This window comes from Actinomadura rifamycini DSM 43936 (assembly GCF_000425065.1).
GTDB classification, from domain to species: Bacteria; Actinomycetota; Actinomycetes; order Streptosporangiales; family Streptosporangiaceae; genus Spirillospora; species Spirillospora rifamycini.
Map to the genome: position 1 here is coordinate 51,339 of NZ_KE384301.1, position 20,255 is coordinate 71,593.

The window sequence follows — 20,255 nt, forward strand, 5'->3', positions numbered from 1 at the left end:
CCGCCCGGGGCCGACCGGCGCGGACGGCGGGGGGACCGCAGGTCAGGCGCCGACGTAGGCCGCGAGGTGCTCGCCGGTGAGCGTGGAGCGGGCGGCCACCAGGTCGGCCGGGGTCCCCTCGAAGACGATCCGGCCGCCGTCGTGGCCGGCGCCGGGCCCGAGATCGATGATCCAGTCGGCGTGCGCCATCACGGCCTGGTGGTGCTCGACGACGATGACCGACTTGCCGGACTCGACCAGCCGGTCGAGCAGGCCGAGCAGCTGCTCGACGTCGGCGAGGTGCAGGCCCGACGTCGGCTCGTCCAGGACGTAGATCCCGCCCTTATCGCCCATGTGCACGGCGAGCTTGAGCCGCTGCCGCTCGCCGCCGGACAGCGTGGTGAGCGGCTGGCCGAGGGTGAGGTAGCCGAGCCCGACGTCGGCGAGCCGCCGCACGATCTTGTGCGCCGCCGGGATCCGGCCCTCCCCCGCGCCGAAGAACTCCTCGGCGTCGGTCACCGACATCGCGAGGACCTCGGAGATGTCGCGGCCGCCGAACCGGTACTCCAGGACGGCCGCCGCGAACCGCCGCCCCTCGCACACGTCGCAGACCGAGGCGACCCCGGCCATCATCCCGAGGTCGGTGTAGACGACGCCCGCGCCCTTGCACTCGGGGCACGCGCCCTCGGAGTTCGCGCTGAACAGCGCGGGCTTCACGCCGTTGGCCTTCGCGAACGCCTTGCGGATCGGGTCGAGCAGCCCGGTGTAGGTCGCCGGGTTGCTCCGCCGCGACCCCTTGATGGCGCCCTGGTCGACCGCCACCACGCCCTCGCCGGCCGGGATCGACCCGTGCACCAGCGAGCTCTTGCCCGACCCCGCGACGCCGGTCACGACGGTGAGCACGCCCAGCGGGATGTCGACGTCGACGTCCTGGAGGTTGTGGGCGTCCGCCCCGCGGATCTCCAGCTTGCCGGTCGGCTCGCGCACCGCCTCCTTCAGCCGCGCCCGGTCGTCGTAGTGGCGCCCGGTGACGGTGTCCCCCGCCCGCAGCCCCTCGACGGTGCCCTCGTAGCAGACGGTGCCGCCCGCCGTACCCGCGCCGGGACCGAGGTCGACGACGTGGTCGGCGATGGCGATCGTCTCCGGCTTGTGCTCCACGACGAGCACGGTGTTGCCCTTGTCCCGCAGCCGCAGCAGCAGGTCGTTCATCCGCTGGATGTCGTGCGGGTGCAGGCCGATGGTCGGCTCGTCGAAGACGTAGGTGACGTCGGTGAGGGAGGACCCGAGGTGGCGGATCATCTTGGTGCGCTGCGCCTCGCCGCCCGACAGCGTGCCCGCCGGGCGCTCCAGCGAGAGGTAGCCGAGCCCGATCTGGACGAACGAGTCGAGCGTCCCCTGCAGCGCCGCGAGCAGCGGCGCCACCGACGGCTCGTCCAGGCCGCGGACCCACTCGGCGAGGTCGCGGATCTCCATCGCGCACGCCTCCGCGATGCTGATCCCCTTGACCTTCGACGACCGGGCCGCCTCGGTGAGCCGGGTGCCGCCGCACTCGGGGCAGACGGTGAACGTGACCGCCCGGTCCACGAACGCGCGGATGTGCGGCTGCATCGCCTCCCGGTCCTTGGACAGGAACGACTTCTGGATCCGGGGGATCAGCCCCTCGTAGGTGAGGTTCGCCCCCTCCACCTTCACCTTGATCGGCTCGTGGTAGAGGAAGTCCCGCATCTCCTTCTTCGTGAAGTCCCGGATCGGCTTGTCCGGGTCGAGCAGCCCCGACTCGGCGTACGTCCGCACCGTCCACCAGCTGTCCGACTTCCAGCCGGGGATGGTGAACGCCCCCTCGGAGATCGACTTCGAGTCGTCGTAGAGCTGGGAGAGGTCGATGTCGTTGACGCTGCCCCGCCCCTCGCAGCGGGTGCACATGCCGCCGGTGCGGGAGAAGGTGGCCTTCACGGCCTTGCTGCCGTCGCCGCGCTCCACCGTGATCGCGCCGCTCGCCCGGACCGACGGCACGTTGAACGCGAACGCGGCGGGCGGCCCGACGTGCGGCTCGCCCAGCCGGCTGAACAGGATGCGCAGCATCGCGTTGGTGTCGGTGGCGGTGCCGACCGTGGACCGGGGGTCGGCGCCCATCCGCTCCTGGTCGACGATGATCGCGGTCGTCAGCCCGTCCAGCACGTCGACCTCGGGCCGCGCCGGCGTCGGCATGAACCCCTGCACGAACGCGCTGTAGGTCTCGTTGATCAGCCGCTGCGACTCCGCGGCGATGGTGCCGAACACGAGCGAGCTCTTGCCCGAGCCGGAGACCCCGGTGAACACCGTCAGCCGGCGCTTCGGGATCTCGACGGTGACGTCCTTGAGGTTGTTCACGCGGGCGCCGTGCACGCGGATCATGTCGTGGCTGTCGGCGGCGTGCGACGCGGCCGACGGCGCCTCCGGGGCGTCCGGGGCGTCCGTCCTCGGGGCCTTGGTCATCGTGTCTCCATCATGTCGGGCGGGGCCGCCGTCGCGGCCCCGTCTGCGTCGCCTCGGCGGGCGCCGGCCTCATCGGCGCGGTCGCGGCGACGGTCATTGTGCACCTGATCGCCGGATCCCGCCTCCGGCCCCGTCCGGGGCGCTCAGTCCGCCTCCTGGATGCGGACCATGTTGCCCGCGGGGTCGCGGAAGGCGCAGTCCCGGACGCCGTAGGGCTGGTCGGTCGGCTCCTGGACGACCTCGGCGTCGACGGCCCGCAGCCGCGCGAAGACGCCGTCGACGTCGGGCGCCGCCAGCAGGATGCTCGCGAACGTGCCCTTGGCCATCATCTCGGCGATCATGCGGCGCTCGTCGTCGGTGACGCCGGGGTCGGCCGACGGCGGGTACAGCACGATCGACGTGCCGGGCTGCCCGGGCGGGCCGACCGTGATCCACCGCATGCCCTCGTAGCCGATGTCCTTGCGGACCTCGAACCCGAGGGCGTCGCGGTAGAACGCCAGCGCCGCGTCGGCGTCGTCGTGCGGAAGGAAGCTCGAGGAAATGGTGACGTCCATGCCGTCACGCTAGGCGGACCGGGCGACGGAAGCTTCTCGATTCCTGACCGGTCTCGTCACCTGCTTGGCCACGCACGGCGGCATCCCCGCCGTGGCCTCCGCCGCGCGGGCCCGGTAGACGCTCGGCGGGATCCCGACCAGTTCGGTGAAGCGGGTGCTGAAGGTGCCCAGCGACGAGCACCCCACCGCGAAGCAGACGTCGGTGACGCTGAGGTCGCCGCGCCGCAGCAGCGCCATCGCGCGCTCGATGCGCCGCGTCATCAGGTAGCTGTACGGCGATTCGCCGTAGGCGCTCCGGAACCGGCGGCTGAGGTGCCCCGCGGACATGTTCGCGCCGCGCGCGAGGGCCTCGACGTCCAGCGGCTGCGCGTACTCGCGGTCGATGCGGTCGCGGACCCTGCGCAGCAGCGCGAGGTCGCGCAGGTGCTGGTCGGTGGAGGACTTGCCGGTCACAGCACGATCCTGCCACAGGGCGGCGACATCAAACCCGGGCGCGGACCCGCGTCCGGGCGGTATGCCGGGTATGTGGGGCTTACCGGGGTGCCGGGCCCCGATGGGCGTTCCCTTATGCTGCGGGTCACATCCGTGCGATCGCAAGGAGGCGGTGATGGCGGATTCGCCGACGATGACGTACGGCGGGTACCTGCGACTGGATCGGCTGCTGTCGTGCCAGGAGCCGAAGACCGACGCGCACGACGAGCTGCTGTTCGTGATCATCCACCAGGTGTACGAGCTGTGGTTCAAGCAGATCCTGCACGAGGCCGCGCTGCTCCAGCGCCGCCTCGAGGAGGGCAACAGCGGGGGCTCCCTGCACACCGCGCGCCGGATCGCCAAGATCCTCAAGACGGTGGTCGGGCAGCTGGACGTGCTGGAGACGATGACGCCCCGGCAGTTCGCCGCGTTCCGCGACGAGCTCGGCAGCTCCAGCGGCTTCCAGAGCGACCAGTTCCGCGAGCTGGAGGCGGTGCTCGGGCGGCGCGCCTTCCCCGCGTCGGACCTGCGCGGCGACGAGCGGCTGCGCGCGGCGGCGTCCCGCCCGTCCCTGCTGGACTCCCTGCTGCGCTACCTCGCCGGGCGCGGGTACGCGATCCCGGAGTCCGCGCTCGAGCGGGACTTCGCCGAGCCCTGGGAGCCCGACCCGCGGGTGCAGCGCGCGCTCCTGGAGGTGTACGCGGACGAGAGCGGCCCGGCCGCCGAGGTCTGCGAGGCGCTCGTCGACGTGGACGAGGGCGTCCAGGAGTGGCGGTACCGGCATTTGAAGATGGTGGAGCGGACGATCGGCGCGAAGGTCGGCACGGGGGGTTCGGCGGGCGCCGACTACCTGCGCTCGACGCTGTTCGCGCCCGCGTTCCCGGACCTGTGGGAGGTCCGGTCGCAGACGGAGCCCGCCGGGGACGCGGCGCCGGCGGGGGAAGCGTCCCATGGCGGCTGACGGGGAGCGGGTCGCGATCGTCGGCGCCGGGCTGGCCGGGTGCCTGCTGGCGGTGCTGCTCGGACGGCGCGGGATCGCGGTGACGGTGTACGAGCGGCGGCCCGACCCGCGCGTCGCGGGCGCCGAGCGGGGCCGGTCGATCAACCTGGCGATCTCGGCGCGCGGCCTCGCGGCGCTGGAGCAGGTGGGGCTGCGCGAGCGGGCGCTCGAGCACGCGCTGCCCATGCACGGGCGCATGGTGCACCCGAAGGGCGGCGAGCCGAACTTCCAGCCGTACAGCGCGGACCGCGCGCGGGCCATCAACTCCATCGGCCGGGCGGAGCTGAACCGGTTCCTGCTCGACACCGCGGAGGAGATCCCCGGGGTCGCGCTGCGGTTCGGCGAGCGGGTCACCGGCGTGGACGCCGAGTCGGGCGCGGTGCTGCTCGAGGGCGCCGGACCGGAGCCGGCGGGCGTCGTGCTGGCCGGGGACGGCGCGTTCAGCGCGGTGCGGCGGTCGCTGCGGCTCGCGCACGACGACGCGGACTTCCTCGAGCACGCCTACAAGGAGCTGACCGTCCCGCCGCGGAACGGGGACTTCGCGCTCGATCCGGACGCGCTGCACATCTGGCCGCGCGGGACGTCCATGATGATCGCGCTGCCGAACCTCGACCGGTCGTTCACCTGCACGCTGTTCTGGCCGCGGGGCGACTTCGCCGCGCTGCGGACCCCCGGCGAGATCACCGCGTACTTCGCCGAGCACTATCCGGACGTCGCGGGCCTGATGCCCGGCCTGGTGGAGGACTACGAGCGGAACCCGGTCGGGTCGCTGGTGACCGTCCGGTGCGAGCCGTGGGTGCGGCGGGGCGCCGGCGCGTCCGTCGCGCTGCTCGGCGACGCCGCGCACGCGATCGTCCCGTTCTTCGGGCAGGGCGCCAACTGCGCGTTCGAGGACTGCATCGAGATCGACCGGTGCCTGGACGAGACCGGCGGCGACTGGGCGCGCGCGCTGGCCCGCTACCAGGAGCGGCGGAAGTCCAACACGGACGCCATCGCCGAGATGGCGCTCGACAACTTCGTCGAGATGCGGGACCGGGTGTCGTCGCCGGTGTACCGGGCGAAGCAGGCGGCGCAGCACGCGCTGGAGCGGCGGCTGGCGGGGCGCTACGTGTCCCGCTACGAGCTGGTGTCGTTCTCGACGATGCCGTACGCGCGGATCCCCGCCCGGATCAGGCGGCAGAACCTGGCCCTCGGCGGCGCCGTGCTCGGTGCGGGCGCCGTGCTCGGGCTGGCCCTGCGCGCGGCGGTGCGGGCGGGGCCGCGGGCGCGGCGCTAGCCGGGGCGCGGGCGGCGCCCGCGGCGGCGGCCGCCGGGCACGTTGGCGGCCGCCGCCGCCAGCGCCGCGACGACGAACGCGAGGACGACGAGGAGCCCGTGGCGGAACGCCGCGGCCCAGTCGCCCGACCCCGCGACGGTCTCGAAGAACACCGTCCCGACCCAGGCGACGCCGGCGGCGGTGCCGACGCGCTGCCCGGTCTGCAGGACGCCCGCGGCGCTGCCGCCCTCGGCGTGGTGCACCTCCGACAGCGTGATCGCCTGGTTCGGCGAGATGACCAGGCCGCTGCCGAACCCGGCGACGAGCAGCGGCAGCGCGGTCGCCCACCCCGCGCCCGTCCCGGGCACCAGCTCCACCGCGAGCCACGCGGCCGCGAGCCCGGCCGTGACCACGCCGAGCCCTGCGGCGACCAGCGGGCGGCCGAACCTGGAGACGATCCGCCCGCCGATGATGGCCGCCACCCCCGACCCCACCGAGAACGGGGCGATGGCCAGGCCGGCGCCGAGCGCGCTGTAGCCGAGTCCGTTCTGCAGGTACAGCGTGAAGATGAAGAAGATCGCGGTGAATCCGGCGAAGTACAGCAGCGCGATCGCCGTGCCGAGCGCGTACGAGCGGAGCCGGAACAGCGCCAGGTCGACCATCGGGGAGCGGGCGCGGCGCTCCCAGAGCACGAACAGCGCGATCAGCGCCGCCGCCGCGGGGAGCAGCAGCCACTTGGCCGGGCTGCGCCACTGCTGGTGCTGGACGAACGGCAGCAGCACGCACAGGACGCCCGCGCCCAGCAGCAGCACGCCGGGCGGGTCCAGCCCCTGCCGGGCGCCGTAGACCGGGGCGGGCAGCAGCATCCGCGCGAGGAACAGGGCGGCCACGCCCACCGGCACGTTGACGTAGAACACCCACCGCCAGCCGTCGTCGGGCCCGGCCAGCGCGATGAGGGCGCCGCCCAGCAGCGGCCCGGTCGCCGTCGCGAGCCCGATGACGGCGCCGAGCGCGCCGAACGCGCGCCCCCGTTCGGCGCCCCGGAACAGCTGCTGGATGAGGCCCGCCACCTGCGGGTTGAGGATGCCGCCCGCGACGCCCTGCACGAGCCGCGCGACGATCAGCCACAGGTCGTCCCGCGCCGCCCCGGCGAGCGCGCTCGCCACGGTGAACAGCGCCAGCCCGGACATGAACACGGCGCGGCGGCTGCGGGCGTCGCCGAGCCGTCCCGCGGGGACGAGCACCAGCCCGAACGTCAGCGCGTACCCGGACACGATCCACTGCAGCCCCGCCTCGCTGGCGTGCAGCCCGTCCCGGATGGTGGGCAGCGCCACGTTCACGATGCTGACGTCGAGCAGCGTCATGAAGGCCGCGACGAGGCAGACGGCGAGCGCCTGCCAGCGCCGGTCCGCCCCGACCGGCGGGTCGGAGTGCACGGGCCGGTCCTTTCCGGAGATCACCGGGGCAAACGCGCCGCCGCCGGCTGTGCCACGCTGGTCCGGTGACCGAATCGACTCCCGAGACGCACCCCGACGACCTGCGGTGCTCCGCCAAGGGCTGCCGCGCGGACGCGGTGTGGGCGCTGCGCTGGAACAACCCGAAGATCCACACGCCGGACCGGCGGAAGATCTGGCTCGCCTGCGACGAGCACCGCGCGAGCCTGTCGGCGTTCCTGGACCGCCGCGACTTCCTCAAGGACGTGGTGCCGGTGGCCGACCGCGACGCGCCCGGCGCCTGACCGGCGTCAGATCTCGTCGAGGACGGGCTCCGCCGCCGGCCGCGGGACGTCGTCCGGCGCGGGCCCCGGCTCCGCGGCGGCGCCCCAGCCCTCCGCGAGCTCGGTGAGCCGGGCCGCGGCGTCCCGGGCGGGCGCGCCGCGGCCGACCGCCAGCCCCAGCAGGTAGGCGGTGAGCGGCGCGCCGGGACGCGCGACGCCGTGCGCGACGTCGCGGGCGAGATCGAGCACCAGGTCGCGGTCGATGTCGCCCCGGTCCAGGCCCAGTTCGCGGCACGCCGCGTCCATCCAGTCCTCGAGCACGGACATGGGTTCCCCCTTCGCGGACATCATGCGATTCCGACTGGATGCCCACTCTCGCACGATCGACGCGGACGCCCCGGACCGGGTCCGCCGGCACCGCGGACCGGGCACCGCGAACCGCCGCGGGGACCGGCCGGGAGGGCCGTCAGCGCGGGTCGGGGTCGGTGAGGGCGCGGGCGCGGGCCAGGTCGTCGGGGGTGTCGCAGTCGTACCAGGGCGGGCGGTCCCCGGCGGGAAGCGCGACGCGGACCGGTTCGAGGGGGGCGAGCAGGCCGCGCAGGGACGCCCCGGCGTAGCGGTCGAGGGCGGTGCGGAGCGGGGCGGTGCGCCAGCATCCGGCGAGCCACTGGTCGCGGCCGCCGGCGTCGACCAGCACCGCGCCCCGGGCCGGGCCCGCCACGGCGTCGAGGAGGCGGGCGAGGTGGGCGGGGCGCAGGAACGGCAGGTCGGCGGCCAGGAGCGCCACGCGGAGGGCGCTGACCTCGGGGAGCCCGGCGCGCAGTGCGGGGACCGGGCCGCCGCCCGGCGGGTCCTCCCGGACGCGGACGGCGGCCGCGGCGAGGTCGCGGGGCGGGCCGACCACGACGACGCGGGCCGCGCCGGACGCGGCCGCGGCGACGTGCTCGAGCAGGGCGCGGCCCCCGACGCGGGCGGCGGGCTTGTCCGCGCCGCCGAACCGGCGGGCGCGTCCGCCGGCGAGGATCACCGCGTCCCACGCCCCGGAGCCCGGCACGTCAGCCGCCGATCGCCGACATGGGGCGGGCCGGCTGCAGGAAGGACGGGTCGTCGATGCCGTGCCCGGCGCGCTTGGCGCGGACGGCGGCGCGCCACCGCTCGGCCAGGTCGTCGTCGGACGCCCCGGCGCGCAGCGCGTCCCGCAGGTTGGACTCGTCGGTGGCGAACAGGCAGTTGCGGACCTGCCCGTCGGCGGTGAGCCGCACCCGGTCGCAGGCGCCGCAGAACGGGCGGGTCACCGAGCCGATCACGCCGACGGCCGCCGGTCCGCCGTCGACGAGGAAGCTCTCGGCCGGGGCGCTGCCGCGGTCGCCGGGGTCCTCGGGGGCGAGGGCGAACGCGGCGCCGAGCCGGTCGAGGATCTCGTCCGCGGTGACCATGCCGTCGCGGGTCCAGCCGTGCTGGGCGTCCAGCGGCATCTGCTCGATGAACCGCAGCCGGTAGCCGTGCTCGAGGCAGTAGCGCAGCAGCGGGACGGCCTCGTGGTCGTTGACGCCGCGCATCAGCACCGCGTTGACCTTCACGGGGGCGAGCCCGGCGGCGCCGGCGGCGGCGAGGCCGCGCAGGACGTCGTCGAGCCGGTCGCGGTGCGCCAGCCGCTCGAACGTCGCCCGGTCGAGGGTGTCGAGGGACACGTTGACGCGGTCCAGCCCGGCGTCGGCCAGCGGCGCGGCGAGCCGGTCCAGCCCGATCCCGTTGGTGGTGAGCGAGATCTGCGGGCGGGGGCGCAGCGCGGCCGTCCGGCGGACGATCTCGGGCAGGCCCCGGCGCAGCAGCGGCTCGCCGCCGGTGTAGCGCACCTCGCGGACGCCGAGCCGCTCGACGCCGAGCGCGACGAGCCGCGCCACCTCGTCGTCGGTGAGCAGCTCCGGCCGGGGCAGCCAGTCGAGGCCCTCGGGCGGCATGCAGTACGAGCAGCGCAGGTTGCAGCGGTCGGTGAGGGAGACCCGCAGGTCCGTCGCGGTGCGACCGAAGGCGTCGACGAGCACGGGCGCCCCTTTCCACGTCCGATAGATCACCCCAGACTATTGCGGACGTTGACGATTCGTTCCATCGCGGGAGACGGTATCCGCCTGATCATGGCAGGGTGCCCCCGGAGGACCCTCCGGGGAGACGGACGAGGAGGTACCGGTGGCGCAGGCACGGGAGTGGGAGTTCGCCGGAGTGCGGGGCGCGGTCACCGCGCGGATCTGGGCGGCGGACGGCCCGCGCTACGTCGCGGTCCTCGCGCACGGCTACGGCGAGCACCTCGGCCGCTACGAGCACGTCGCGGACGCGCTGGTGCGGCACGGCGCGACCGTGTGCGGCCCCGACCACATGGGCCACGGGCGGTCGGCGGGCGAGCGGGTGCTGGTCGAGGACTACGAGGAGGTCGTCGCCGACCTGCACACGGTCGTGGAGTCCGCCCGCGGCGACCACCCGGGCCTCCCGGTGGTGCTGATCGGGCATTCGATGGGCGGGCTGATCGCCGCCCGGTACGCGCAGCTGCACGGCGGCGGCCTCGCCGCGCTGGTGCTGTCGGGCCCGGTGCTGGGCCGCTGGGGGACCGTCGACGACCTGCTGCCGCTGGACGAGATGCCGGACGAGCCGATCGACACCGCGACCCTCTCGCGGGACCCGTCCGTCGGCGCCGCCTACACCGCCGACCCGCTGGTGTGGCACGGCCCGTTCAAGAAGACGACCGTCCGGGCGCTGGACGCGTGCCTGCGGCGCGTCAACGGGCACGGTTCGCTCGGGGCGCTGCCGACGCTGTGGGTGCACGGCGACGACGACCGGCTCGTCCCGCTGGACGACACCCGCACCGGCATCGAGAAGGTGCGGGGCGCGGACCTGACCGAGCGGATCTATCCGGGCGCGCGCCACGAGGTGTTCAACGAGACGAACCGCGACGAGGTCCTCGGGGACGTCACCGCGTTCATCGACCGGGTGCTCGAGGGGGCCGCTTCGTCCGCGTAGCGAGCTCGCTCAGCAGTTCGGCGCGGCGGGCGGGCGCGACGTCGCGGGGCGCGGCGCCGGTGACGGCGGCCTCCAGCGTCCACAGCAGGTCCTCGTCGACGCGGCGCGCGGCGCGGCCCCGCAGCAGGAGGTACGCCTCGACGGGGCCGTGCGCCGCGAGGGAGTCGAGGGTCGGGACGCCCGCCGCCTCGAGCGCTTCGGCGTCGCGGCGGCCGAGCGGGCGGCAGTTGCGGACGAGGCGGGACCGGCCGCGCCCGATCGCGCCGTGCCGCCGCCAGATCAGCGGCCGCAGGTCGGCGGCGTCGGACGGGGCGTCCGGTCGGGCGAGGATCTCGGCGCGCGCCCACCGCGCCCTGCCGACGTCGCGGTGGAAGTCGCGGAACACCTGGATCTCGCCCGGGACGCTGTGGTCCCACTCCCCCAGGAACGTGTAGTCCATGCCGAAGCGGCCGGACGGGTCGAGGCGGGCGGCGCCGAGCCCCCAGAGCCGCGCCTCGCGCGGGGTCGCGGGGGCGAGCACGATCAGCCCGTGCGTCCGCTCGACGCGGCCCGACTCCGCCCACCGCCAGGAGTCGCGCTCCCAGTCCGGTTCTTCGCGCAGCGCGGCGTCGAGGCCGTGCGTCCGCCACCGGACCGTCCCGTCCGGTGCGGCGCGCAGCGGGAGCCGCCGCGCGAGGTCGCGGGCGGCCCGCCGCGCGAACGGGGTGCACCAGCCGGGCACGAGCACGACCGGGTCGGGCGGGTCGGCGTCGAACGGCGTCGGGACGAGGAACGGCCGGTCGACGACCAGGACCGTGCCGGGCCGCGCCTGGTACGACAGCCCCCACAGCATCCGGCCGAGGACGCGCGCGCCGTGCCGGTCCGACAGCACGTGCCAGGTCCCGTGGAACCGGTTCGTGCCGAACCGCACGGCCGTCCCCGGCCGGAGCCCGATGACGGTGCGGGTCCGCCCGTCGAGCCGAACGGCGCGGCGGTGCAGCTTCATGCCGTCGTCCGCGCGCCGCGCGTTGCCCGGCCGCTGCGCCGCCCCCGTCCGTCCCGCCATCGTCAGCCCTTCACGCAGACGAGCTGCCGCAGGTGCGCGACGACCTCCACCAGGTCGGACTGCGCCTCGATGACCTCCTCGATGTCCTTGTAGGCCCCGGGGATCTCGTCGACGACGCCGCCGTCCTTGCGGCACTCGACGCCCTTGGTCTGCTCGACGAGGTCCTCGACGGTGAAGTTCTTGCGGGCCTTGTTCCGGCTCATCCGGCGGCCCGCGCCGTGCGACGCCGAGTTGTACGCCGTCTCGTTGCCGAGGCCGCGCACGATGTACGTCCCGGTGGCCATGGAGCCCGGGATGATGCCGAGGTCGCCGGCGCCCGCGCGGATCGCGCCCTTGCGGGTCACGAGCAGCTCGACGCCGCCGTACTCCTCCTCCGCCACGTAGTTGTGGTGGCAGGAGACGGCCTGCTCCCAGCGGCAGCGCTTCGCGCCGAACCGCTGCGTGACGACGTTCTGCGCGAGGGCCATCATGACCGCCCGGTTGCGGCGCGCGTACTCCTGCGCCCAGAACAGGTCGTGCCGGTAGGCGTCCATCTTCACGGTGCCCGCGAGGAACACCGCGAGGTCGGGGTCGGGCAGGTCCTGGTTGTGCGGCAGCTTCTGCGCCGCCTCGATGTGCCGCGCCGCGAGCTCGTTGCCGATGTTGCGCGACCCCGAGTGCAGGACGAGCCAGATCGCGCCGTCGTCGTCCGCGCACAGCTCGAGGAAGTGGTTGCCGCCGCCGAGCGTCCCCATCTGCTGGCGGGCGCGGCCGAACTTCGCGTGCGCCGCCGGGTGCAGCTCGTCGAACTCCTTCCAGAACTCGTACCAGCCGCGCATCTTCAGGCCGGGCAGCGCCGACGGGTCGACGGCCTCCTTGTGCGCGCCGCGCCCGACCGGGATCGCCCGCTCGAGCCGCGAGCGGACGCCCGACAGGTCGTCCGGCATGTCCTCCACGGTCAGCGTCGACTTCGCGGCGGTCATCCCGCAGCCGATGTCGACGCCGACGGCCGCCGGGGACACGGCGTCCTTCATCGCGATCACCGAGCCGACCGTCGCGCCCTTGCCGTAGTGGACGTCCGGCATCACCGCGAGCCCCTCGACCCACGGCAGCGCGGACACGTTGCGGAGCTGGTCGAGCGCCTGGTCCTCGACCGTGGCGGGGTCGGTCCACATCCGGATGGGAACGCGGCCGCCCTTCAGAGTCTGGTACGGCATTCCTTCTCCTTCTGCGGGGGATCCGAACCGTGATCTATGACGCCAGACCCACCGGGCCGGTTTCAACGGGTTTTCCCGCCCCCGGCCTCAGGAGCGGCGGCGCTCGGTCAGCCCCAGCCCGTCCAGGTGCCGCAGCAGCGCGACGGCGACCCGGCGCGGCGCGGCCAGCGCCTCCCCGGCCTGATCGGGGGTGAAGGGCTGCGGCAGCGCCGACAGGATGCGCAGCGCCTCCCGGTCGGCGCCGGGCAGCAGGACCACCCCGTCGGCGAGGCGCAGCACGGCCCCCGCGCGGGCCGCGTCGGCGAGCGCGTCGCCGGTCAGCCCGAGCTCGGCGAGCCGCTCGGCGCCGGGCGCGCCGAACGGGTCCCCCGCGAGTTCCGCCCGCAGCCGCGCCACGCCGTCCGCCCACACCGGCGCCTCCGCCGCCGCAGGGCGGGCCTCCCCCGCGCCGCGTCCGTCCGCCCCGCCGCCGACCTCGCCGGCAGCTCTGGTCTCGGCGGGCGGGTCCGCTACGGGACGCGCGGCGGCCGCGGCTCCCGCGCCCGACTCGGCCGCCGCGTCCGGGCCGGCACCCGCCGACGCCTCGGGTGGCGAGCCCGGCCCGGGGGGCGCGGCCGGTTCGGGGTCCGGCGGGGCGGCGGGGGCGTGGATGCGGCCGCCCTCGATGCGCAGCGGCGGGCGGGCGAGGGCGGCGACCAGCTCGCGGGCGGGCAGCCCGAGCCGGAGGCGGACGGTCTCCAGCGGGAGCCCCGGGGCGCCGGGGCGCTCGGCGGCGTGCCGGGCGGTCTCGGCGGCGAGGCGGTCGCGGAGCGTCTCCCAGTGGGCGGGGTCGGCGACCCAGTCGCCGTTCAGCGGCACCGCGTCCGGCGGGACCGCGCAGCCCATCCCGGTGAGCTCGGCGCGGCGCAGGACGCCGTGGCGGCGCAGCACGAGTGCGCCGTCGGGGCGGTCGGGCCAGGACGCCAGCTCGCGGGCGCGGGCGGCGCCGGCGCCGCGCCGCACCAGGGTCGGCGGGCGCACGTCGAGCACGCTGACGCCCGCGATGGCGCGGCGGTCGGGGTCGCGCAGGACGCCGGTGTCGCCGACGTGCAGCGCGAGCCGCGCGTTGAGGGTGAGCCGCGCGGTGTCGGGGCCGAGGGGGCGCAGCCCGACGCGGACGGCCGCGGCGCCGATGTGCAGGGTCATCCGGCGGGCGAGCCGGCCGGACGCCTCGCCGAAGCGGGTGCGCACGTCCACGGAGGTGGTCGGCGACCAGCGGCCGGGCGCGACGAGGGCCATGCCGGGCGCGACGGGGCCCGCGTCGCGGAGGGTGAGGACCACGCGGGACACGCCGCCGACCTCGTCGCGGGGCTCCCCCGCGCAGCCGATCGTCCGGACGCGGACGCGCGTGCCCGCGGGCATGAGGACCAGTTCGTCGTCGACGCGGACGGTCCCGGCGCCGAGGGTGCCGCTGACGACGCTCTGCCGTCCGGCGGTGAACGCGTGGTCGACCCACAGCCGGACGGGCGCGTCCGGGTCGGGGACGGGGAGGCGGCCCGTGAGCCGGTCGAGGGCCGCGGCCAGCTCGGCGGTCCCGGTGCCGGTGACGGTGCTGACCGCGACGGCCTCGGCGGCGGCGAGGGGCGTGCCCGCGAGGCGTTCGCGGGCCTGCCGCAGCGCGATGCCGGGGTCGGCGACGTCCGCCCGGGTGATCGCCAGGACCCCGCTGCGGACGCCGAGGGCGACCGCGGCCTCCAGGTGCTCCCGGGACTGCGGCATCCAGCCCTCGTCGGCGGCGACGGCCAGCAGGACCGCCGGGGCGGGCGCCAGGCCCGCCAGGACGGCCGGGACCGAGCGCGGGTCCCCGGGGACGTCGACGAACGCGACGCGGCGGCCGGACGGCAGCCGCGTCCAGGCGGTGCCGGTCAGCGCCGGGCCGGGCTCCTTCGGCTCCATGCCGGTCAGGGCGCGCACGAGCGAGGACTTGCCGTGCGCGGCGTGGCCGGCGGTGGCGAGGACCTGCATCACTCGGTCCGGCCGGGCGGGAGGGGGTCGTGCAGACGAAGATCCACGGAAGCGGGGTCCACGGAACGCCACCCTAAGGACGTTCGCGCCCGTCGCGAAACCGGAACGCGCGGGCCCGCGGCGTCACGAACATCACCGTCCTGATTTTCCGGATGTGGAAGTCGAAACCGGACGCCGCGCGATCGTCCCGTTCAGGACAGTGCTAATACTTAGTTTGAATAATTACAGTGCCGGGTGCCCGCATCTGCCCGGAGCGTCTGGAGGTCCCCCTCGATGACCGGCGCGCCCACCGACGTCCCCAGCAGAGCCGCCGCGGCGGCACGACGGCGGCCCGCCGCCCCCGCGCACACCACGCTGACGCTGGTCGCGCTCGCCGGGGCCGGGATGGTCGTGTCGGTGCAGCAGACCCTGGTGATCCCGCTGCTGCCGCAGCTCATGGGCACCTTCGACGCGTCGGTCACGGCGGTGACGTGGGTGTTCACGGCGTCGCTGCTGGCGGGCGCGGTCGCGACGCCGCTGCTGACGCGGTTCGGCGACATGTACGGCAAGAAGCGGATGATCCTGCTGGCGCTCGTGCTGCTGATCGCCGGATCGGTGCTGTGCGCGGCGTCCGGCTCGCTCGGGACGCTCATCGCGGGACGGTCGCTGCAGGGCGTGTCGTCGGTGATGGTGCCGCTCGCCATCGGGATGATCCGCGACACGTTCCCGCGCGACCGGATCACCACGGCGATCGGGGTCGTCAGCGCGACGATGGGCGTCGGCGGCAGCATCGGCATGATCGTGACCGGGCTGATCGCCGACCGCACCGCCAGCCACCGGCCGGTGTTCTGGATCGCCGCCGCGCTCGGCGCCGTCGCGCTCGTCCTGGTCGCCGCGACCGCCCGGGACGTCGGCGTCCGCGCGGGCGGCCGTCCGGACGTGCCGGGCGCGGTGCTGCTCGCGGGGTGGCTGACGTGCCTGCTGCTCGGCATCAGCCAGGGCAACGCGTGGGGCTGGGCGTCCGGGGGCGTGCTCGGCCTGTTCGGCGCGGCGGCCGTGCTGTGCGCGGCGTGGACGGTCCTGGAGATGCGGGTCCGCGAGCCGCTGGTGCGGCTGTCGCTGCTGGTCGGGGCGCGGTCGCTGTCGGCGAACGTCGCGTCCGCGCTGCTCGGGTTCTCGATGTTCGCCGCGTTCACGCTGATCGCGTCGTTCGTCCAGGCGGACCCGGCGGCGGTCGGGTACGGGCTGGACGGCACGGTGCTGCACGTCGGCCTGTACATGCTGCCGAGCACGGCGACGATGCTGCTGTCGTCCACGCAGTCGGGGCGGATCACGGCGCGGATCGGCCCCGCGTACACGCTCGCGGCGGGCTCGGGGATCGCCGGGCTGAGCTACTTCTGGCTCGCGTTCTCCAACGAGCGCGGCCTCGACATGCTGGTCTTCAGCGCCGTGCAGGGCCTCGGGTTCGGGGTGGCGTACGCGGCGCTGGGGACGCTCGCGGTGCAGCACGTCCCGATGGACCAGAGCGGCATCGCCAGCGGCATCAACTCGCTGGTCCGGGTGGGCGGCGGGAGCATCGCGGGCGCGGTGACCGCCGCGATCCTGGCCGGGATGGTGATCGACGGCACGGACGTCCCGGCGCTGGACGCCTACGAGCTGTCGTTCTGGATCGTCGGGGCGGGCGCGATGCTGGCCGCGGCCGTCGCCCTCGGCAACGCGCTCCGGTATCCGCGGGACGACGCCGGGCTCTGACGGGTCGGCGCGGGGCCTTGACGAACGGCGCCCGATCCATGCCCTATAGGGATGCGGCCCTACCGACGTGCGCCCCGATACGCGGATCGGGGCCGGGGACCCGCACGGGAGGACCACATGGGCGCCTACGCCGCCGCGTACGAACGCAGCATCGCCGATCCGACCCGCTTCTGGGGGCTGGCGGCGCGGGACGTGCGGTGGCTCGTCCCGCCGGACCGGGTGCTGGACGACGGCGCGCCGCCGTTCTACCGGTGGTTCACCGGCGGCGAGCTGAACACGTGCGACAACGCGCTCGACCGGCACGTCGAGGAGGGCCGCGGCGACCAGGCCGCGCTGATCTACGACAGCCCGGTCACCGGGACGGAGCGGACCTACACCTACCGGGAGCTGACCGAGCTGACGGCGCGGTTCGCGGGGGCGCTGCGCGCCCAGGGCGTCGACCGCGGCGACCGGGTGGTCGTGTACATGCCGATGGTGCCCGAGGCCGTGGTCGCGATGCTGGCGTGCGCCCGGCTGGGCGCGGTGCACTCGGTGGTGTTCGGCGGGTTCGCGGCGCGGGAGCTGGCGGTCCGGATCGACGACGCCCGCCCGAAGGCGGTGGTGTCGGCGTCCTGCGGCATCGAGGGCGCCCGGGTCGTGCCGTACAAGCCGCTGCTCGACGAGGCCCTCGACCTCGCCCGCCACAAGGTGGAGCGGTGCGTGATCCTGCAGCGCGAGCAGCTCCACGCCGACCTGCAGCGCCCGCGGGACGTCGCGTGGGACGAGGCGCTCGCGGGCGCGGCGCCCGCCGAGTGCGTCCCCGTCGCCGCCACCGACCCCCTCTACATCCTGTACACGTCGGGCACGACCGGGCGGCCGAAGGGCGTGGTGCGCGACAACGGCGGGCACGCGGTCGCGCTGCGCTGGTCGATGGAGAACGTGTTCGGCGTCGGTCCCGGCGACGTGTTCTGGGCGGCGTCCGACGTCGGCTGGGTCGTCGGCCACTCCTACATCGTGTACGCGCCGCTGCTGACGGGCTGCACGACCGTCCTGTACGAGGGCAAGCCGGTGGGGACGCCGGACGCGGGCGCCTTCTGGCGCGTCGTCGAGCGGCACCGGGTGAAGGTGCTGTTCACCGCGCCCACCGCGATGCGGGCGATCAAGAAGGAGGACCCGGACGGCGCGCTGCTCGCCGGGCGCGACCTGGCGGCGTTCGACGCCCTGTTCCTCGCCGGGGAGCGGCTCGACCCCGACACCTACCACTGGGCGGAGCGGATCCTCGACCGTCCCGTCGTGGACCACTGGTGGCAGACCGAGACCGGGTGGCCGATCGTGGCGAACCTGCGCGGGCTGGAGCCGATGCCGGTGAAGCCGGGGTCGCCGTCGGTGCCGGTGCCCGGCTACGACGTGCGGATCCTCGGGCCGGACGGCGCGCCGCTGCCGCCGGGCGAGGACGGCGACATCGCGCTCCGGCTGCCGCTGCCGCCGGGGACGCTGCCGACGCTGTGGCAGGACGACGAGCGGTTCGTCGAGGCGTACCTGGACAAGCGTCCCGGCTACTACCTGACCGGCGACGGCGGCCGGATCGACGAGGACGGCTACGTATGGGTGATGGGCCGCACCGACGACGTGATCAACGTCGCGGGGCACCGGCTGTCCACCGGGACGATGGAGGAGGCCATCGCGGCGCACCCGGCGGTCGCGGAGTGCGCGGTCATCGGCGTGCGGGACGACCTCAAGGGGCAGGTCCCGCGGGCGCTGGTGGTGCTGAAGAGCGGCGTCCTGGCCGAGGAGTCGGAGCTGGCGGCCGAGCTGGTGCGGCTGGTGCGCGACCGGGTCGGGCCGGTCGCGGCGCTCAAGGAGGTCACGGTCGTCCCGGCGCTGCCGAAGACCCGCTCGGGGAAGATCCTGCGGGCGGCGATGCGCGGGATCGCCGACGGCCGCGAGGTGGCCGTGCCGTCCACGATCGAGGACCCGGACGTGCTGGACGGCCTGCGCCCCGTGCTGCGCCCGGCGCGCGGCTGACCCGACGCGGCTGACCCGGCGCCCGTCCGACCCGGCGCCGTCCGTCAGCGCCCGTGGCCGGCGGGCCAGCAGGCGGCGACCAGGAGCACGGCGGTGACCGCCGTGCCGACCTGCGCCGCCGCCTGCCGGACGCCCCAGGCCGCGTTCTCGGGGCCGAACAGGCCGAACAGTCCGGTGCCGGCGAAGGCGGCGACGACGCCGACCCCGATCGTCGCCCAGGCCGGCATGGTCGGCCGGCCGGGCGTGACGAGGCGGCCGAGGGCGCCGACGGCGGCGCCCAGCACGATGGCGGCGATGCTCCCGGCGAGGGTCATGCGGCCCCCGTCGTCGGCGGGGCGTGCTCCTCGCCCATCAGGCGGCGCAGGGACCGGACGAACGCGAACATCGCCGCCCCCGCGACGATCGTGAACGCGCCGAGCGTGAGGAAGTACCGCACGTCCCCCCAGGCGTCCTCCAGGCGGGCGACCTGCCCGCCGACCGCGTCGCCCGCGGCGGTGGCCAGGAACCACACGCCCATCATCTGGCCGGCGAAGGCGTGCGGCGCCAGCCGGGTGGTGACCGACAGGCCGACCGGCGACAGCGACAGCTCCCCGAACACCTGGAGCAGGTAGACGGCGACGAGCCACGCGATGCTGACCCGCCCGCCGTCGGCGGCGGCCGCCGCCATCGACATCACGACGAACGACAGCCCCACCATGACCAGCGCGAACGCGAACTTCTGCGGGGTGCTGACGCGGCGCCCGAACCGCGTCGTCCACAGCCACGCGAACACGGCGGCGAAGCAGATGATGAGGATGGGGTTGATGTTCTGCGTCCAGCTCGTCGGCATCCGCCAGCCGAAGAAGTTCAGGTCGACGTGCTCGTCGGCGAAGACGTTGAGCGGGCCGGGCGCCTGGTCGTAGATCATCCAGAAGACGGCGGCGCCGAGGAACAGCCAGACGTAGGCGCGCAGCCGCACCCGCTCGTCCTCGGTGACCTCGTGGCTGCGCAGCAGGTAGCCGAGGTAGACGGCGGGGACGACGAGCGCCAGCACGGTCAGCGCGACGGTGACGGCGTCGACGGTGAGCTCGCCGATCCCCGCGAGGACCGCCGCGACGACGGCCGTGAGGGCGAGGCCGCCGGCGACGTACCGGACGAGCGTGCGGCGCTCGTCCGGGGTGAGCCGGTGGCCCGGGACGTCCCCGACCCCGCGCAGGTGCCGCGAGCCGAGCACGTACTGCAGGAGCCCGATCGCCATGCCGACGGCCGCGGCGCCGAACCCGGCGTGCCAGTTCACCTTCTCGCCGAGCCAGCCGACGAGGAACGGGGCGAGCGAGCCGATGTTGATGCCCATGTAGAAGATGGAGAACCCGGCGTCGCGGCGCGCGTCCGTCTGCCCCTCGTAGAGCTTGCCGACCATGCTGGAGATGTTGGGCTTGAGCAGCCCGGTGCCCAGGATGATCAGCAGGAGGCCGAGGTAGACGAACCCGGCGCCCCCCGGGACCGCCATCGAGACGTGCCCGAGCATGATGACGACGCAGCCCCACAGGACGGCGCGGCGGGCGCCCAGGATGCGGTCGGCGATCCAGCCGCCCGGCAGGGCGACGAAGTACACCATCGACATGTAGACGCCGAGGAGCGCCTTCGCCGTGCCCTCCTCCATGTCGAGTCCGGACTCGGCGGGCGGCGCGATGAGGAACAGGACGAGGATCCCCCGGAGCCCGTAGAAGCTGAACCGTTCCCACATCTCGGTGAAGAACAGTGTGGCCAGTCCCCACGGATGGCCGAAGAACGTGCGTTCTCCCCGAACCGGCGCATCCGCCATGCGACCTC

General features: G+C 75.0%; 18 protein-coding genes. 6 read left to right on the top strand and 12 right to left on the bottom strand.

Features of this window, described 5'->3' with window-relative positions; translation table 11 throughout:
• Positions 1 to 42: 42 nt before the first annotated feature.
• The 3 genes from H505_RS0137030 to H505_RS0137040 form a co-directional block, all read right to left on the bottom strand.
• The gene (locus H505_RS0137030; RefSeq protein ID WP_026405989.1) at positions 43 to 2,454 is read right to left on the bottom strand and encodes an ATP-binding cassette domain-containing protein; all 2,412 of its coding nucleotides are present in this window, start codon (positions 2,452 to 2,454) and stop codon (positions 43 to 45) included.
• A 143-nt stretch (positions 2,455 to 2,597) separates the two neighbouring features.
• Positions 2,598 to 3,008 carry a VOC family protein gene (locus H505_RS0137035; RefSeq protein WP_026405990.1) on the bottom strand — a complete coding sequence of 137 codons (411 nt, stop codon included), beginning with the start codon at positions 3,006 to 3,008 and terminating at the stop codon, positions 2,598 to 2,600.
• A 9-nt stretch (positions 3,009 to 3,017) separates the two neighbouring features.
• Entirely contained in the window at positions 3,018 to 3,461 is a 444-nt protein-coding gene (locus H505_RS0137040) for a helix-turn-helix transcriptional regulator (protein WP_026405991.1), read from the bottom strand.
• A 154-nt stretch (positions 3,462 to 3,615) separates the two neighbouring features.
• Here H505_RS0137040 and H505_RS46775 point away from each other — a divergent pair, with 154 nt between their 5' ends.
• Both H505_RS46775 and H505_RS0137050 read left to right on the top strand, forming a co-directional pair.
• On the top strand, positions 3,616 to 4,440 hold the full coding sequence (locus H505_RS46775) for a tryptophan 2,3-dioxygenase (RefSeq protein ID WP_051301590.1): 825 nt from the start codon (positions 3,616 to 3,618) through the stop codon (positions 4,438 to 4,440).
• Positions 4,430 to 5,755 carry an FAD-dependent oxidoreductase gene (locus H505_RS0137050; RefSeq protein ID WP_026405992.1) on the top strand — a complete coding sequence of 442 codons (1,326 nt, stop codon included), beginning with the start codon at positions 4,430 to 4,432 and terminating at the stop codon, positions 5,753 to 5,755. Before H505_RS46775 ends, H505_RS0137050 begins: the two co-directional genes overlap by 11 nt.
• Here H505_RS0137050 and H505_RS0137055 read toward each other — a convergent pair.
• On the bottom strand, positions 5,752 to 7,170 hold the full coding sequence (locus H505_RS0137055; RefSeq protein ID WP_026405993.1) for an MFS transporter: 1,419 nt from the start codon (positions 7,168 to 7,170) through the stop codon (positions 5,752 to 5,754). The genes H505_RS0137050 and H505_RS0137055 overlap by 4 nt on opposite strands.
• Before the next feature lie 65 nt (positions 7,171 to 7,235).
• Here H505_RS0137055 and H505_RS0137060 point away from each other — a divergent pair, with 65 nt between their 5' ends.
• On the top strand, positions 7,236 to 7,472 hold the full coding sequence (locus H505_RS0137060; RefSeq protein ID WP_026405994.1) for a hypothetical protein: 237 nt from the start codon (positions 7,236 to 7,238) through the stop codon (positions 7,470 to 7,472).
• 6 nt (positions 7,473 to 7,478) lie between these two features.
• Here H505_RS0137060 and H505_RS46780 read toward each other — a convergent pair whose 3' ends face one another.
• The 3 genes from H505_RS46780 to moaA all read right to left on the bottom strand — a co-directional run bounded on the left by H505_RS46780 (position 7,479) and on the right by moaA (position 9,496).
• On the bottom strand, positions 7,479 to 7,778 hold the full coding sequence (locus tag H505_RS46780) for a DUF6457 domain-containing protein (RefSeq protein WP_233617733.1): 300 nt from the start codon (positions 7,776 to 7,778) through the stop codon (positions 7,479 to 7,481).
• A 139-nt stretch (positions 7,779 to 7,917) separates the two neighbouring features.
• Entirely contained in the window at positions 7,918 to 8,505 is a 588-nt protein-coding gene (gene mobA / locus H505_RS0137070) for a molybdenum cofactor guanylyltransferase (RefSeq protein ID WP_026405995.1), read from the bottom strand.
• A 1-nt stretch (position 8,506) separates the two neighbouring features.
• Positions 8,507 to 9,496 (bottom strand): GTP 3',8-cyclase MoaA, encoded by a 990-nt coding sequence (moaA, locus tag H505_RS0137075; protein WP_026405996.1) that lies wholly within the window; start codon positions 9,494 to 9,496, stop codon positions 8,507 to 8,509.
• A gap of 142 nt (positions 9,497 to 9,638) precedes the next feature.
• Between moaA and H505_RS0137080 the strand changes: the two genes are divergently transcribed.
• Entirely contained in the window at positions 9,639 to 10,463 is an 825-nt protein-coding gene (locus tag H505_RS0137080; protein WP_026405997.1) for an alpha/beta hydrolase, read from the top strand.
• On the opposite strand, the gene H505_RS48430 is transcribed toward H505_RS0137080, so the two are convergent.
• The 3 genes from H505_RS48430 to H505_RS0137100 form a co-directional block, all read right to left on the bottom strand.
• Complete coding sequence (locus H505_RS48430; RefSeq protein ID WP_051301591.1) at positions 10,423 to 11,508, bottom strand: TfoX/Sxy family DNA transformation protein; 1,086 nt, start codon at positions 11,506 to 11,508, stop codon at positions 10,423 to 10,425. The two genes, H505_RS0137080 and H505_RS48430, sit on opposite strands and share 41 nt — an antisense overlap.
• Before the next feature lie 2 nt (positions 11,509 to 11,510).
• Positions 11,511 to 12,704, bottom strand: a complete 1,194-nt coding sequence (locus H505_RS0137095) for an RtcB family protein (protein ID WP_026405998.1) — start codon at positions 12,702 to 12,704, stop codon at positions 11,511 to 11,513.
• An 87-nt stretch (positions 12,705 to 12,791) separates the two neighbouring features.
• The gene (locus H505_RS0137100) at positions 12,792 to 14,708 is read right to left on the bottom strand and encodes a GTP-binding protein (RefSeq protein ID WP_026405999.1); all 1,917 of its coding nucleotides are present in this window, start codon (positions 14,706 to 14,708) and stop codon (positions 12,792 to 12,794) included.
• 273 nt (positions 14,709 to 14,981) lie between these two features.
• Between H505_RS0137100 and H505_RS0137105 the strand changes: the two genes are divergently transcribed.
• On the top strand, positions 14,982 to 16,439 hold the full coding sequence (locus tag H505_RS0137105; RefSeq protein ID WP_026406000.1) for an MFS transporter: 1,458 nt from the start codon (positions 14,982 to 14,984) through the stop codon (positions 16,437 to 16,439).
• Between the two features lie 117 nt (positions 16,440 to 16,556).
• The gene (locus H505_RS0137110; RefSeq protein WP_026406001.1) at positions 16,557 to 18,443 is read left to right on the top strand and encodes a propionyl-CoA synthetase; all 1,887 of its coding nucleotides are present in this window, start codon (positions 16,557 to 16,559) and stop codon (positions 18,441 to 18,443) included.
• Positions 18,444 to 18,487: 44 nt separating this feature from the next.
• On the opposite strand, the gene H505_RS0137115 is transcribed toward H505_RS0137110, so the two are convergent.
• Together H505_RS0137115 and H505_RS0137120 are read right to left on the bottom strand one after the other, a co-directional pair.
• Positions 18,488 to 18,757 carry a hypothetical protein gene (locus H505_RS0137115; protein ID WP_026406002.1) on the bottom strand — a complete coding sequence of 90 codons (270 nt, stop codon included), beginning with the start codon at positions 18,755 to 18,757 and terminating at the stop codon, positions 18,488 to 18,490.
• Positions 18,754 to 20,247, bottom strand: a complete 1,494-nt coding sequence (locus tag H505_RS0137120; RefSeq protein WP_026406003.1) for a peptide MFS transporter — start codon at positions 20,245 to 20,247, stop codon at positions 18,754 to 18,756. The genes H505_RS0137115 and H505_RS0137120 overlap by 4 nt, the downstream gene beginning before the upstream one ends.
• Positions 20,248 to 20,255: the final 8 nt, after the last annotated feature.